Source organism: Dasania marina DSM 21967, from assembly GCF_000373485.1.
GTDB lineage: Bacteria > Pseudomonadota > Gammaproteobacteria > Pseudomonadales > Dasaniaceae > Dasania > Dasania marina.
The window spans coordinates 473731-489268 of record NZ_KB891575.1 but is presented as its reverse complement, the minus strand read 5'-3'; the positions used below and the strand labels follow the sequence as shown (position 1 = coordinate 489268).

The window sequence follows — 15538 nt, the reverse complement described above, 5'->3', positions numbered from 1 at the left end:
GCTTGATGTGAGTTAGTTCGGGTGTCAGCTGTTAAGAGTCGCTTTAACTGTAGAGGCTGAACTTGGCTAGGTAAAATGACATAAAGGTAACTATCGTTTGCGTTTTTGGCAGGCTCAGTTGAGACGGCAGGGCTTTACGCTTATGCTGCGAGACATCATTCGCTTTTGGCCTGAGAGCCCGTTTGAGCAATAACCTGAGAGACTGCCCCTATGTCAGATGCTAGCAATAGTCTTAACAATAATCCTAACAACAGTCCTAATAACAGCGCTTACCACCTGCCGCCGCTGAAAGCCTTAAAAGCCTTTGAGGCGGTGGGGAGGCATCAGAGTTTTAAAAAAGCCACCGAAGAGTTATGCGTCACTCAGTCGGCGGTGAGTCGGCAAATTAGCCAGCTGGAAGATTACTTAGGGGTAAAGCTGCTAGAGCGTAATAATCGAAAAACCCAACTCACCGATATAGGGCAAAGCTATTTGTTGTCCTTGAGTACGGCCTTTAAGGGTATTAGTGATGCCACCCAAACATTATTCCCCAGTAAGGCCCAAAAACATTTTCAGCGCAGTTTAAAAATTGGCGTGGGGCCTGCCTTTGCCGAGTATTGGTTAACCGGCCGCATAGGTTTGTTTCGCGACCAATATCCACAAATAAAATTAGAGATACACATTAACCAGAATTTACGTATAGCTGCGCCTTTACAGGATGTGGATGTAGAAATTTACACAGGCTCGAAAATTTTTGAAGGCTATAGCCGCGAGCCGCTGTTTCAATTGGTGGACTATCCGGTGTGCAGCCCGCGTTTAATTGATGAGCCGCTAAACGAGGTGGCCGAGCTGCACCAATACACGCTATTGCACGAAAGCTCTAATCATTGGTGGCCGCGCTGGTTTGAGGCAGTAGGCTGTGACGAGAAAGGCAAAGGCACGGGGCCGGTCATACACGATGAAACTTTGTGCGTAAAGCTAGCGGTGGCCGGCGAGGGGATAGCGCTGGGTGATGCGATTTCTACTGCGCCTTATTTAAACAGCGGTGAGCTAATGCGGCCAGTTGCTGTCGGTATGGTGACTAATGATTGGGTGAGTATAGTAAAAAAAGAGCCGGTAAATGCAAGTACAGATGCAGCTTCAAATGCAAGCCCAGAAGTAAGCTTGTTTTGTGAGTGGCTAAGGGTAGAAATGCAGCGCTTTACTCTCAGTTTAAAAACATAAATAAGCTGCATTTTTAATCATGCCTGTTAGCCAGGCTGATTTTGAGCGTGGCACATACTCTGCGCCGTCACATCTACTCCCTTATTGATGGCGGCTAAGTTGCCAGTATCAATATTTTGAAAATATTTACTATAAGTGATCTTGTCGTCACCCGGCCCATAGCCATGCTGTAGCTGCTGGCTAATATGATAGCCCATAGCTTGATAAAAACGACGTGTGGGTAGGTATAGTTCGCGGCCAGAGGTTTCTATTAATAATTGCTCGCCACCCGCTGCTAGTACGCAGGCTTCGGTGCTCTGTAAAAGTTTTTTACCCAGGCCTTGGCCTTGTTGCTGCGGCGCTACCGCTATCCAGTACAAGTCAAAGCTATTCACCGTGGCCGGTATAGGCCCGTAGCAACTATAGCCTTGCAGTTGGCCGGGGTTAGTCGGCTCATCGGCAAATAAAAAAGCGTAGCCACTGTCGCTGCCTTGCTGCAGAGTTTGCTCTATCAGCTCCAGCGCTATGGCAATTTCCTGTGGCGAAAAAAATCCGCTAGCAGTAAGCAATTGCGGTACGGCGTTGATGTCGTTAAGGCTGGGTGTTGTTCGCCATGAATGACTGGCTGTTATTACTGTGCCTGTTGTTACGGCCCCTATTATTTCGGTGCCTGTTATTACGGTATTAATACAAAATCCTTAAGCAGACATGCCCTGCCATAAACCACTAAAAAAATGCCGCGCATTAATGCCTAGGGTTTGGGTTTTATAACCGCCTTCCTGTATCACTAAGGTGGGTAGTTTCAGTGCGCCTATTAATTCACCGTTGCGGTGAAAGTCTTCAGCCATTAATTGAAAGGAGCCGGTAGGGTCGCCCTTGGCGGTATCCAGCCCCAGCGACAATACCAAAAATTTGGGCTGGTATGCATTCAGCTTATGCAAAGCTAGCTGTAAGGTTTTTTGATACTGCGGGCCATCTAAGTTTTCCGGCAGCGGATAATTGCGGTTATAACCTTTGCCCAAGCCTTCACCTTTTTCATCTTCAAAACCGGAAAAGTACGGGTAGGAATAACGAGGGTGGCCGTGCAGTGACAGTGTGTAGACATCAGCACGTTGATAAAAAATATCCTGATGGCCATTGCCGTGATGGTAATCAATATCCAATAGCGCCACCTTGCCGTGCAGGCTAAGGTGATGGGCGGCTACGGCGGCAGAATTAAAATAACAAAAACCGCCGAAAGATTGCCGTTCAGCATGATGGCCCGGTGGCCGCACCAGCGCGTAGGCGATAGGCTTGCCGTCTAGCAAACAGTCGGCGCCGGTCATGGCGCAATCCACCGCGGCTCTAGCCGCTTTATAGGCATTGGCATTGAGCGGAGTAAACGTATCTATGCAGTAATAGCCGGCACGCAAAGGTAAGTCTTGCGGTGGCCTGGCGCGATTGCGCAGCGGAAACACATAGGGGTATACCGACTCCCCTTCGGGAATGGCGGCGCAGGCCTTGCGTAAATAACTGACAAACTCGGGGTCGTGCACTTGCTCTATATGGCTTTGGCTATATTTTTTAGCGGCGATAGTTTCAAATAAATCGGTACGCGCCAGCTCTTTGCTTATAGACTTAATACGCACGGGGGATTCTACATAGCCACGCTCTTTAATATGATGTATGTCGTGGCCATCATTAATAATTAAGGCGATTTTATGTTTGTGGGGTTGGCTGCTGCTAACACTACTTTTTTTGTGGTAGCGTGGCGCGCGCAATTGTAAGGGGTCGTCGTTAATAGACGTCACCACCGTATCTATATATGCGGGCGGACATAGCTTGGCATATTTACGTTCTAAAATGGCGCGAACTATGGCTTGTGCGGCATCCCGTGCTAAGGGTTTATCTTTCTGGCCTAAGTTATCAAATACTAAATACGGCGGGTCGCTGTCTTTATCACTCACCGGCGTTTCATAGGCGGTGTTAGCGATGGGCCTAGCACCGTAGCGTTCATAAAAACGTAAGCGAGCTATGTTTTGTTTGCGTGTGTCGGGGTTGGGTGACAGCGCCGGATCGTCGGGCAGGCACTCCATAAACAGCCCCAACACATTCAGTTGAAAAGCTTCTTCTCGCACCCGCTCATATAATGCGCCACCTATACCGCCGCCAGTTTCGCCGCGGCCGGCACAGATATAATCTAAAAAACAAAACTGTAAATCGGGGGCGTGTAATAGCAGGGCGAAACCGCGCACTTTGGCGTGGCCATCTTCGGCGACTAATAATGACGTGTGAAAACGATATTTTAGTGGGTTGGCTAACTGTGCTGGCAGCTTGGCTATATCTTTTTCACTGAGCTCATTAAACTGTATGCGCAGCATGGCCTGCACTTGGCTGAGCAACTGTTGATTGGTGGCGGTGTTAACGTCGTAAATTTTATGTATGCGAAACATGCTTATGATGCCACGGCTATAGACGCTGGTTGTGCAACGCTATTGGCCAATGCCGCCAGCACGATGTGTTTAATAACTTGCTGGTAGCTAATGTCCGCCTGCGCAGCGGCAGCGGCAAAGCCGGCATCCATAGTCAAACAGGGATTGGCATTAACTTCTAACACCCAGGGTTGCTCATGCTCGTCGCAGCGTATATCGACGCGGGCGTAGCCGCTAAGGCCAAAAGCCTGCCAGCACTGCAAAACCTGCCGGTGGATAACGGCGCTCAGGGCGGGGCTTAGCGTGGGAAAATGACGCTGGGTGGATTGATAGTCGATGCTGTCCTCATCCCATTTGGCGGCATAGCTCACTATTTTGGGTTTGCCCTGCGGGTAGTCGATAAAGCACATTTCCGCGATGGGTAACACCTGCGGTTGACCGTTAACTTCTAATACCGACACGTTAAATTCCCGGCCAGTGATATAGCGCTCGGCAAACCACTCGCCGCCTAAACGTTGTTGGCTATCGCGTATGCGTTGCAGGGCTGCTGCACTGTTACTAACCACGCAACCATCGTCCATACCAAAAGAGGCATGTTCCCATAGCGATTTCACTATCCACGGCCCTTTGCTTACGGGTAGGGGGCCGTTTAAGTCAAAACTTTCGGCGCTGTCTATGTGATGATATTGCATCACTTTTTTTGCCAGGCGTTTATGAGAACTTAAATACATAGCGTCGGCACTAACCCCGGTATAGGGGACAGCCAATTGGCTGAGCAGCGCTGGTATGCTGTGTATCATTTTGCCTTGGCCTGCCAGTGACTCTACCAAATTGAACACGCAGTCGGGCTGCTGTTTTTTTATCTGGGTGGCGGTGTTTTCCAAATTTAAATTGGTACTTAGAATTTGCAACTGCCAGCCTAATTGGCTGGCGGCCGCGGCAATTTGCTCAGCTTGCTTGAGGGTGTCTAATTCATCACTGCGGGCATCTGCTGCTATGGCTTCATGCAATAGCAGCAGTGATAAGGATTGTGTTTTCATTAGGCGGCCGCGGCTTTAGCGGGGTGTGTTTTTACTAAGCGTTGCAGCGCTGATTGCATAATGCGGCTTAGCAAATGCTCATAGCTGTTACCCGCCATGGCATTCATTATAGGCAAATCAGAATAGGTGGGGTGTATGCCTGCCAAGGGGTTTACCTCGATAAAATTAACCCGGCCATTATCATCGGCGCGTACATCTATACGGCCACCATCGCGGCAACCTAAGGCGCGCCAAGCAGCCAAGGCAACCGCTTCCGCTTCGGCGCGCAAGGGACCAGCTTCTAGTAATTGATAGCGCACTAACTGCTGCCAGTTTTCTTTATTGTGAAAAGAATAGACTTCGCAATCGGCACCGGCCTGTAATTGAATTTCCATGGCGCCTACAGCCTGCGCATCTGCGCCACTGCCGACTATACCCACGGTGAATTCTCTACCGGGTAAAAAACGTTCGACTAAAACCGGCTGCTGAAATTGCTTTAACAACTTTTTGCACACCCGTTGCAATTGCTTAGCGTTTAAAATTTTAGAATCGGCGCTAACGCCTTTACCGGTGCCTTCGGCCACGGGTTTAGCAAATAGCGGGTAGCTAAGGTCTATTTTTTCTAAATCGGCCAAGCTGTGTACGACGACATAGTCGGGGGTGGGCACGCTAGCAGCGCGCACCACATCTTTAGTCATGCCTTTATGCAAGGTGAGCGCACACACCAAGGTGTCGGAAAATACATGGGGTATTTGATAGGCGTCTAGCAAGGCGGGTACCTGTGCTTCGCGGCCTATGCCGTGCATGCCTTCGCAAATATTAAACACCATGTCCCAACGATCACCCGCCACTAAGCGCGTAGCTAATTGCTTAACGTGACCTATGGGATCTACCGCATAGCCCAGTTGGCTGAGGGTATAGCTCAGGCTTTCTATAGTGCTGGCCTGATCCATTTCGGCGGTTTCTAATTCGCTGTAACCCATTTTTAAATAGTCGTCGCGCAAATCGTAGGTTAAACCTAGGCGTATAGGCGTAGCGTTCATAGTGTTGTTCATGAACAGCTCTCCTTAACGGCGCTAGTGTGTGCCAACGGTAAATGCGGGCCACTATCGGGGTAGCGATAGGTGCCACCGTCATAGCTTTTTAATAATAGCTCGTCGTTTTCGTAACCTACTACATAGTCGGGGGAGATAGGAATCTTACCGCCGCCATTAGGTGCATCCACCACAAAAGTGGGAATGGCATAGCCAGTGGTGTGGCCGCGCATGGCACGAATTAATTCCACGCCGGCAGACACTGGCGTACGAAAATGCGCCGAACCCGAAATAGGATCGCATTGGTATAAGTAGTAGGGTTTTACCCGCGCCTTTAGCAAGCCGTGCATTAATGTAGTCATGGTGTTTACATCATCGTTAACACCTTTTAACAATACCGTTTGGCTACCCAGCGGTATGCCAGCATCAGCTAAGCGACCACAAGCTTCTACTACCTCGGGGGTGAGTTCGTCGGGATGGGTAAAATGCAAACTCATCCACAAGGGGTGGTAGCGTTTTAGCATGCGAGTGAGTTCGCTGGTAATACGCATGGGTTGCACCACGGGCTGCTTGCTGCCAATGCGAATAAATTCGACATGGGGTATGGCCCGCAAGTTGCGCAACACGTATTCCAGCTTTTCATCGTCCAAGCTAAGTGGGTCACCACCAGAAATTAATACGTCGCGAATTTCTGTGTGCTGTCTGATGTAATCAAAGGCGCCTTCTATATCGGATTTTTTCACACTGCGTTCGCCGGCCGAACCCACCATGCGGGCACGGGTACAGTAGCGGCAATACACTGAGCAAAAGTTGGTAACCAATAATAAAACTCTATCGGGGTAGCGATGAACTAAGCCGGGAACGGGGCTGTGGTGATCTTCACCTAGAGGATCATTATTTTCACCGGCTACGGTTTCATATTCGCTGAGCACAGGAATAACCGTGCGGCGCAAACCTTGGCTGGTGTCTTGGCTGTCCATGAGTGAGGCATAGTAAGGGGTGATGCCTACGGGTAGGGCACCTTGGTGGCGTACTATGGCTTCGCGTTCATCATCGGATAAGCTAACGATACGCTCTAAGTCTTGCAGGCTGCGCACGCGGTTGCGATTTTGCCAACGCCAATCGTTCCAGTCTTGTGAACTGGCTTGCGGGTAAAAACGGCGTAAAAAATCGGCCGAGGTTTTCGAAATACGAAACTTGCGGCTGCGAGGCTTGTGAACAATGTGTATCTGCGGCGAGCTCGCAGGGAAGGCTTGGGGGTGAAGATCAACTAAAGAAATAGCTGAGGGCGTGGCAAGCATGGCTGTAGCCGAGCTAGGAGGCTCCTCGTCGCGGATGATTTGGTCCATTTCAACTCTTTAATAGCAGATGGGCGACCTGCGCAAGCTAAAACGTCTCGGCCCTTCGAGGCGTATTACAGTTAAGCTGTAATGGAGCGACTATATATTCTTATGCGAATTTGTTGTCAAACTTTATTTTCGCAATGGGGTAAATAATTATTGGGTGATAAACGCAAGTCTCGACTTTGTCGTGATATGGAAGCAAGGTGTCTTGCAAGCAACTAGCTTGCTGCCAAGCTACGAGTATTAAGACGAACAGTTATATCCCTATAACCAAACCCACCGGCATCATTGTGGCGGCGGCCAGATGTTTTAAAACAATCTGCAGTACATTAATACTCAAAAATACCAAGATGGGGGACAGGTCCAAGCCGCCCATGTTAGGTAGCATTTTGCGGAAGGGGGTCATCACTGGCTCGGTTATTTGATTGAGCAGTAGCACAAAGGGGTTGTAGCTGCCGGGGCTAACCCAACTCAAAATAATCACCGCTAAGATGGCGAAAAAATAAATATTAATCACCACTCCTAAGCAGCCTAGTATTGACCACATCACTAAATAAAGAGGGTTGGCAAAGCCGTGACCATGCATAAACAGCAGCAAGGTAATGGCCAACATTTGGGCGGCGATGGCCAATACTATCGCGGACATGTCTATCCCTAAAAAGCCGGGAATAATACGCCGCAGGGGCTGTAGAAAAGGCTTGGTGACTTTGACTAAAAATTGCGACACCGGATTGTAAAAATCGGCGCGAGAAAATTGCAGTAATAAGCGCAGTAATACCGCAATGATAAATAGGTTAAAGACGGTGTGTATTAGCAAGTTGCCAATTTCGGTCATCGCGCCCATGTGTGCTCCATATAAGGGTCGCCTGTGGCGACCAGTTGTAAGCCGCAAGCTGTAAGCGGCAAGTTTAAAAGGTCAGTATTGTTATCTTACGGCTTGTAGCTTAAAGCTTACCGCTAGCCAAACAACGTTTGGCTATTAACCAGCTATAAGCCGCAAGTTGTAAGCGGCAAGTTTATTAAAGTTTGTCTTTTTATCTTGCGGCTTGCCACTTGAAGCTTACCGCTAGCCAAGCACAGCTTGGCTATTCCCCAGCCATTTCTTTGGCCATAACTTTAGCGCGGTCGCGACAGGCTGTCATGGCTTTGGCAAACATGGCCTCTAGGCCATCGGCTTGCAGGCTGAGTATGGCTTGTTCGGTGGTGCCGCCGGGTGAGGTGACACGACGGCGTAATTCGCCGGCAGCGACATCGCTTTGGCTGGCCATAGTGGCGGCACCTAAAGCGGTTTGCAAGGTTAGTTGCTTGGCCGCATTTGGGCTTAGCCCTAGTTGCTCACCAGCCGCTTGCATCGCCTCCATCACTAAAAAGTAATAGGCCGGACCGCTGCCCGAAACGGCGGTAACGGCGTTAATCTCTTCTTCGGCATCAACCCACAGGGTAATGCCTACCGCTTGCATCATGTCAGTAGCCATGGTTTTTTGGGCATCTGTTACTGCCGCATTAGCAAACAGGCCGCTGGCACCACATTGCACCAGTGAAGGCGTGTTAGGCATGCAGCGCACAATGGCTAAGCCTGCGCCTAGCCAGTCTTCGAAGCTTGCTATCATTAGCCCGGCCGCTAATGAAATCACCAGTGGCTGTTTGGCTTGTATGGCGGGGGCCAATTGTAGGCATACGCTTTTCATCGCCTGTGGCTTCACGCCCAATACCACGACATCGGCTTTAGCGATGGCGGCTTCATTATCTAGGGTGGTGGTGACCGGTACTAGGGCTAGCAGTTTATCCAAACTGGCCTGACGGGTGGCGGTGGCGATAATGTTAGTGGGCGGGTAACCCTTGGCCACTAAGCCACCAATAATGGTGGATGACATATTACCGGCGCCTATAAAGGCGATGATGGGGTGGGCCAAGGTCGGTACTCCCTTTGTTTGTTAAGACTCATTGTGGTGAATGCTAAGGTTGATGAAGCCTAATAACGGTCAATGTTTAGTAGTGGGGGCGAGTATAGCAATAACAAGCCGAGCTTAGGCGAGCGGCGTGGCTCTGGCACCAAATATATCAGTGCCTATGCGCACGATAGTGCTGCCCTCGGCGATGGCGGCATCCATATCGCCAGACATACCCATGGATAGCGTGTCTAGTTGCGGCAACTGGTTTTGCAGGGTTTTAAAGACGCTGGCGACCTGGGCAAAGTTGCGGCGCTGCTCTTGTTCATCGCTGCTGGCCTTAGGTATAGCCATGAGGCCGCGCAGCTGTAGCTGTGGCAAGTTAGCTACTGCCAGCGCCAGTGCCGGCAATTCCGCTAAGCTGACGCCGCTTTTGCTGGCTTCGTCGTTGACGTTAACTTGCAGGCAGATATTTAAAGGCGGTAGTGACAGCGGGCGCTGCTCGCTGAGGCGGCTGGCAATCTTCAGGCGGTCGACACCGTGTACCCAGTCAAAGTGCTCGGCGATGGGGCGGGTTTTATTGGACTGTATAGGCCCTATAAAATGCCAGCACAGGTCTATGTCGTTGAGCTCGGCGATTTTTCCCAACGCTTCCTGCAGGTAATTTTCGCCTATATGATAGGCACCTGCAGCAGCGGCCTCGCGGACTAACGCCGCGGGCTTGGTTTTACTCACAGCCATGAGTTTTACCGAACCGTGATCACGTTGGTATTTTTGTTCTGCTACACTGATACGTTGCTGTAGCTTTGCTATATTGTGCGCTATTGTGGTCGACATGGCTGGTCCATAGGGCTGTTTTATTATGTGGCTGTGTTATAAAGACGTCATCGTTAACGATAACAAAAACATTATACGCAATATCTGCCGTATTCACGTTGTAATTCATGTGGTAGATAGAATTAATAATATTTGAGGGTATCCATGGATATTACCGAGCTTCTCGCATTTAGTGCCAAACAGGGCGCGTCTGACTTACATCTTTCAGCTGGTCTGCCACCCATGATACGGGTAGATGGTGATGTACGCCGTATTAACTTGCCCCCCATGGAGCATAAAGAAGTTCATAGTTTGATTTATGAAATCATGAACGATAAGCAGCGTAAAGATTATGAAGAGTTTTTAGAAACCGATTTCTCGTTTGAAGTGCCCGGTGTGGCGCGTTTCCGTGTTAATGCTTTTAACCATAATCGCGGTTGCGGTGCGGTGTTTCGTACCATCCCCTCGAAAGTGCTGACTATGGAGGAGTTGGGTATGGGCCAGGTGTTTCGCGATTTGGCCATGGTGCCGCGCGGCCTAGTGCTGGTGACGGGGCCTACCGGCTCGGGTAAGTCCACTACGCTGGCGGCGATGATGGATTTTATCAACGACAATAAATACGAGCATATTTTAACCATTGAAGATCCTATAGAATTTGTGCACGAATCGAAAAAATGCCTGGTCAACCAGCGTGAGGTGCATCGCGATACCCATGGTTTTAACGAAGCCCTGCGCTCGGCCCTGCGTGAAGACCCGGATATTATTCTAGTAGGCGAATTGCGTGATTTGGAAACCATACGCCTGGCCATGACCGCAGCGGAAACCGGTCACTTGGTGTTCGGTACCTTGCACACCACCTCGGCAGCAAAAACCATAGACCGTATTGTTGATGTATTCCCCGGTGAAGAAAAATCGATGATACGTTCCATGTTGTCGGAGTCCTTGCAGTCGGTTATTTCGCAAACCTTATTGAAAAAGACCGGCGGTGGTCGGATCGCAGCCCACGAAATCATGATAGGCACGCCAGCCATACGTAATTTGATACGTGAAGATAAAGTGGCGCAAATGTATTCGGCCATACAAACCGGTGCCAGCGTCGGAATGCAAACCATAGATCAGTGTTTAGCGGATTTAATTGATAAGCGTTTAATTAGCCGTGACATCGCCCGTGAAAAAGCACGTTTCCCGGAAAATTTCTAGCATAAAAAACACAATAATAAGCCGCTAGGTATTGCCTTAAAGCTTATGTAGGAGAGTGGTGTGGAAATTGATAAGTTATTAACCATTATGGTTGAGAAAGGCGCATCGGATTTATTTATTACCGCTGGTGTACCTCCCTCTATAAAAGTTAATGGCAAAGTGGTGCCTGTCACCACAACCCCGTTAAGCCCAGAAAAAACCCGTGAAACGGTGATGGGTATTATGAATGAAACCCAGCGCCGTGATTTTGTGCGTGAAAAAGAATGTAACTTTGCGATTAGTGCCCGCGGCATAGGCCGTTTTCGGGTGAGTGCGTTTTACCAGCGCAACTTGGCGGGTATGGTGTTGCGGCGCATAGAAACCAATATTCCGAAAGTGGATGATTTAGGTTTGCCCGATATAGTTAAAGATTTAGCCATGACTAAACGCGGGCTGGTTGTTTTTGTGGGCGCTACCGGTTCAGGTAAGTCTACCTCGCTGGCGGCTATGATAGGCCACCGCAATAAAAATTCTAAGGGTCATATTATTTCAGTGGAAGATCCCATTGAATATATACACCAGCACCAGGGCTGCATAGTGACCCAGCGGGAAGTGGGTATCGATACCGATAGTTTTGAAGTGGGCCTTAAAAATATGCTTAGGCAGGCTCCCGATGTCATTATGATAGGCGAGGTGCGCACCCGTGAAACCATGGAACACGCTATAGCCTTTGCCGAAACAGGTCACCTGTGCCTATGTACCTTGCACGCCAATAATGCCAACCAAGCGTTGGATAGAATTATGCATTTTTTCCCTGCCGATAGGCATGGCCAAATGTGGATGGATTTATCCCTAAACATGCGCGCTATTGTCGCCCAGCAATTAATACCCACCCCCGATGGCAAAGGCCGTCGCGCCTGTGTGGAGGTGTTAATTAATTCGCCGCTGGCACAGGATATGATACGCAAAGGCGAAGTGCATGAGTTGAAGTCGCTAATGGCTAAGTCTAACGAGCAGGGTATGCAAACCTTTGATCAGGCTTTGTATGAGTTGTATAAGACGGGCGAAATCACCTATGAAGACGCCTTGGCGCATGCCGATTCGGGCAATGATTTACGTCTAATGATTAAGTTAGGTGATGATGCTACGCCAGAAAAACTCGAAAGCATGGCCGGTGGCTTAAGCTTGGAAGAAGATGACCCCGATGATTTTGGTAAGGGATATAAGCGCTAACTTTTTGCCAGCGCTTTTTTCACTGCCGCAACATTGGCGATTAAATGCTGCGGGTTAATGGTGCCGACTATGGCACTGCTAACCCCAGGCTGCGAAAAAATAAAATCCATAGATTGCTGCACCGGATCTTCACCTTCCTGACGAAAATGGCCGCTGGCAAAGGCCTTTTTAATTAATAAACCTTTGTTGTGGCTTCGGCAGTAATCAATAACAGGCTGTTCATCTTGATAGCTTAGGTTGTAGGTGGCCATCACCGCATCGGTTTGTTTAGCGGCTAATAAGCCGCCCTCTACGGTTTTAGTGGACACGCCAAAGGCGCGTATTAGACCTCTATCTTTTAGTTTTTCTAACTCTTCTAGGGCGCCACAGTGCTCAATGACATCTAGGTCGTTACCGTCCGAGTGCACTAAGACAATATCTATCCAGTCGGTGTTTAGTCGTTTAAGGCTACGCTCTATGCTAAAGCGGGTATGTTTGGCGCTAAAGTCAAAACGCGACTCGCTGTTGTCAAACTCCTCCCCTACTTTTGAGCAAATAACCCAGTTGTTGCGCTGGCCTGTTAATAAGGGGCCTAGGCGTTGCTCGCTATTGCCATAGGCGGGGGCGGTGTCGATTAAATTGATGCCCAAGTCTTTGGCCAAGGCAAGTAATTCAGCCGCGGTTTTGTCGTCGGGTATGGTAAAGGCCTCGGGATATTTAACCCCTACATCGCGACCCAGTTTTACCGTGCCTAAGCCCAGCGGGCTAACCGCTATATCAGTACTGCCAAAATTTCGTGTTTGCATATCAGCTCTTTATACGCCGGTTTTATTAAACAAGGTTTCCCAGCAGGGGCTGGCAATAGTGGGCGTGGTTAAGTGCACTAGCTCAGGGCTAAGCGCACCTGCTTGTGGTTGGATATTATCGGCGGCCAACAGCGCGGTAACTTGATCGGCAAGATTGGGTACTAGGGTGAGCTTAGTGGGCCAAGCAATGATGGCATTGGTGACAGCGGCGGTGGTTTCGGCAAAGGCTTGGTCGGGTTTGATTAAACCTTTTTGCTTGGGCTCGGCGCGGTCTATGCGTAAGGTGGCCCACTCGGCGTCACTAAGATCCAGCCAAGGGAATAGTTCTGCCAACTCTTGCTGCGCTTTCGCTATCAACGTCGCGCTATCGCTATTGGCGTGCTCGGTGGCTAAGTCTCCGCCCAAATACCACACGGTTTTGCCATCGGCGGTGGCGTGTGAAGAAATGGTTAAGCGCGGTGAGGGGTTGTTACCCATGCAATGGGCGTATAGCGGCAATGCATGCGAGTGTTTTACTAACACCTGCTGCAAGGGGCGCAGCTGCATGGCGGGTTTTTGTATGCCTAGTTGTTGCATCAACTCGCCATTGCCTTTGCCGGCGCTAAAAATAAAACGTTGAGCTTTGATCTGATAGTGGCGGTCGCCCTGCTGCAAATTAAGCGCTTCTATAGCTTGGCCATTACTCTGCCACTGACAGTTGCTGTTGGCGCTAGAAAAAATTCTGCCGGCGCCATGGCTGCTTAGATTTTTTAACAGCGAGGGTACGTCTAATACCAGATCGACTAAACGGTAGACGTTGCCTTTAAAGGCCGGGTTGGTAAAGGCGGCAGGGTAATCCTCGCGGCGGGCTTTTTCAACGCGGCCGCGGGTGAGTTTGCTGGCAAAAAACGAAGTGAATTTAGAGGCTATAGAGGCGGTGGACCATAAATAGAAGTGGTCGCTTAGCACTTTGGTGTTGCGTAAGTCGACATCCCCTTCACCATGCAAGCAACGCCGCCAATGCTCAGGCATATCGGCTATGGCTTCTGAGGCGCCGCTGAGTGCGCCGCTTAAGGCGTATTTAATACCGCCGTGTATCATGCCCTGTGAGGCGATGGTTTGCGCGCCACCTACATCGCCTTGTTCAAATAATATGGCGTTATAGCCTTGGCTGCATAAACGATTTAATAGCCATAGCCCGGCGATGCCGCCGCCCATAATAACTATATCGACTTCAATGCTACTGTGACTCATTAATGGCTAAATCCTGCGGGCAAAAGGTTATGGCTTGAAAGGGGGGCAGTATATCGTATTTTGCCGTGAGGCGCGGTGGGCTGCTATGCTTGCAGGCTAAAATCATCCGTCTTGTACATGGAACATCCCTTATGGCGCTGGCCTTATACACCGCTTTTTATTATTTGATTACGCCGCTGATTGTGTTGCGCTTGCTATTGCGCAGTATTAAGGCACCTGCCTATAGGCAGCGTATTGCTGAGCGCTTTGGTTTTTTTACGGCAACTCATTCAAAAGTTACGTTACAGAACTGTATCTGGGTGCATACCGTGTCTATGGGCGAAACCATCGCGGCGGTGCCTTTGGTGAAAGAATTACAGCAACGCTATCCCGATAAAACCATAGTCATGACCACCATGACCCCCACCGGCTCGGAGCGGGTTAAGGCGCTGTTAGCGGATAGCGTATTCCACGTTTATGCACCCTACGATTTACCCTGCTGCCTGCAGCGGTTTTTGCAGCGCATTCAACCTGAGCTGTTAGTGATTATGGAAACCGAGCTGTGGCCCAATACGCTGGCGGCCTGCCAGCGTCGTGGTATACCGACGGTGTTGGTTAACGCTAGGCTATCGGCAAAGTCGGCAGCGGGTTATCAGCGCTTTGCTGCGCTCAGTAAACCCATGTTACAGAACCTAAGCTTGGTAGCGGCGCAAACTGAGGCCGATGCCGCAAGGTTTGTAGATTTGGCTATGGCAGCAGATAAGGTCGTCGTTACCGGCAGTATTAAGTTTGATATCAGTATCAGCGAGCCCTTACAGCAGCAGGCGCAACAGCTTAAAGCCCAGTGCAGCCAGCAGGGCCAGCGCATAGTGTGGATAGCGGCCAGCACCCATAAAGGCGAAGACGAGATTATATTAGCGGCTCACCGCCTGTGGCTGGCGCAATACCCCGATGCCTTATTGATTTTAGTACCGCGCCACCCCGAGCGTTTTAATACGGTGGCACAGTTAGTTCAGGCTCAGGGGTTTACTAGCTTATTGCGTTCCAGTGGTGAGTTGCCGGATGCATCGGTGCAGGTGTATGTGGGCGATAGCATGGGCGAGATGATGCTATTACTAGGTGCGGCTGATATCGCCTTTGTTGGCGGCAGCTTAGTGGCCAGCGGCGGCCATAATATGTTGGAACCAGCAGCTTGGGGTTTACCGGTATTAACTGGGCCCAGTGATTTTAATTTCTTAGCGATTAGCCAGGCGCTGATAGAGGCGCAGGCGTTGACCCAAGTGCAGGATGCAAAGGGTTTAGCTGCGCAATTGCAGCGCTTACAGCAACCCAGCGAGCGCCTGTGTCAGGGGCAGGCGGCACAGCAAATGGTAGCCGCTAACCGAGGTGCGCTGGCGCAGCTACTGGATTTGTTGGCGCGTTTTTTGGGCTAGCT

General features: G+C 49.9%; 14 protein-coding genes. 4 read left to right on the top strand and 10 right to left on the bottom strand.

Going from position 1 to position 15538, the window contains the following annotated elements; translation table 11 throughout:
- Positions 1-210 precede the first annotated feature (210 nt).
- A complete protein-coding gene (locus tag B067_RS19460) occupies positions 211-1203 on the top strand; it encodes a LysR family transcriptional regulator (protein ID WP_019528417.1) in 993 nt (330 codons plus the stop codon).
- 26 nt (positions 1204-1229) lie between these two features.
- Here the strand turns inward: B067_RS19460 and B067_RS19455 are convergent, their stop codons facing one another.
- The 8 genes from B067_RS19455 to B067_RS0102165 form a co-directional block, all read right to left on the bottom strand.
- Positions 1230-1751: a GNAT family N-acetyltransferase gene (locus tag B067_RS19455; RefSeq protein WP_019528416.1), complete on the bottom strand. Its 522-nt coding sequence runs from the start codon at positions 1749-1751 to the stop codon at positions 1230-1232.
- 129 nt (positions 1752-1880) lie between these two features.
- Positions 1881-3614 carry a histone deacetylase family protein gene (locus B067_RS0102195; RefSeq protein WP_019528415.1) on the bottom strand — a complete coding sequence of 578 codons (1734 nt, stop codon included), beginning with the start codon at positions 3612-3614 and terminating at the stop codon, positions 1881-1883.
- A gap of 2 nt (positions 3615-3616) precedes the next feature.
- Positions 3617-4633 carry a D-alanine--D-alanine ligase family protein gene (locus tag B067_RS19450; RefSeq protein WP_019528414.1) on the bottom strand — a complete coding sequence of 339 codons (1017 nt, stop codon included), beginning with the start codon at positions 4631-4633 and terminating at the stop codon, positions 3617-3619.
- A complete protein-coding gene (locus B067_RS0102185) occupies positions 4633-5667 on the bottom strand; it encodes a D-alanine--D-alanine ligase family protein (protein WP_019528413.1) in 1035 nt (344 codons plus the stop codon). Before B067_RS0102185 ends, B067_RS19450 begins: the two co-directional genes overlap by 1 nt.
- Positions 5664-6995 carry a KamA family radical SAM protein gene (locus B067_RS0102180; RefSeq protein ID WP_019528412.1) on the bottom strand — a complete coding sequence of 444 codons (1332 nt, stop codon included), beginning with the start codon at positions 6993-6995 and terminating at the stop codon, positions 5664-5666. Before B067_RS0102180 ends, B067_RS0102185 begins: the two co-directional genes overlap by 4 nt.
- A 250-nt stretch (positions 6996-7245) precedes the next feature.
- On the bottom strand, positions 7246-7833 hold the full coding sequence (locus tag B067_RS0102175; RefSeq protein WP_019528411.1) for a YggT family protein: 588 nt from the start codon (positions 7831-7833) through the stop codon (positions 7246-7248).
- Positions 7834-8074: 241 nt separating this feature from the next.
- Entirely contained in the window at positions 8075-8902 is an 828-nt protein-coding gene (gene proC, locus B067_RS0102170; protein ID WP_019528410.1) for a pyrroline-5-carboxylate reductase, read from the bottom strand.
- Positions 8903-9016: 114 nt separating this feature from the next.
- Positions 9017-9715, bottom strand: coding sequence for a YggS family pyridoxal phosphate-dependent enzyme (locus B067_RS0102165; RefSeq protein ID WP_019528409.1), 699 nt, complete (start codon positions 9713-9715; stop codon positions 9017-9019).
- A gap of 144 nt (positions 9716-9859) precedes the next feature.
- Between B067_RS0102165 and B067_RS0102160 the strand changes: the two genes are divergently transcribed.
- Both B067_RS0102160 and B067_RS0102155 read left to right on the top strand, forming a co-directional pair.
- Entirely contained in the window at positions 9860-10894 is a 1035-nt protein-coding gene (locus tag B067_RS0102160; protein WP_019528408.1) for a type IV pilus twitching motility protein PilT, read from the top strand.
- A gap of 60 nt (positions 10895-10954) precedes the next feature.
- On the top strand, positions 10955-12106 hold the full coding sequence (locus B067_RS0102155) for a PilT/PilU family type 4a pilus ATPase (RefSeq protein ID WP_019528407.1): 1152 nt from the start codon (positions 10955-10957) through the stop codon (positions 12104-12106).
- Here B067_RS0102155 and B067_RS0102150 read toward each other — a convergent pair.
- Both B067_RS0102150 and B067_RS0102145 read right to left on the bottom strand, forming a co-directional pair.
- Positions 12103-12891, bottom strand: a complete 789-nt coding sequence (locus tag B067_RS0102150; RefSeq protein ID WP_019528406.1) for an aldo/keto reductase — start codon at positions 12889-12891, stop codon at positions 12103-12105. The genes B067_RS0102155 and B067_RS0102150 overlap by 4 nt on opposite strands.
- A gap of 9 nt (positions 12892-12900) precedes the next feature.
- Positions 12901-14124, bottom strand: a complete 1224-nt coding sequence (locus B067_RS0102145; protein WP_019528405.1) for an FAD-dependent oxidoreductase — start codon at positions 14122-14124, stop codon at positions 12901-12903.
- Between the two features lie 131 nt (positions 14125-14255).
- On the opposite strand from B067_RS0102145, the gene waaA reads away from it, so the two are divergent.
- Entirely contained in the window at positions 14256-15536 is a 1281-nt protein-coding gene (waaA, locus tag B067_RS0102135; RefSeq protein WP_019528403.1) for a lipid IV(A) 3-deoxy-D-manno-octulosonic acid transferase, read from the top strand.
- Positions 15537-15538 lie beyond the last annotated feature (2 nt).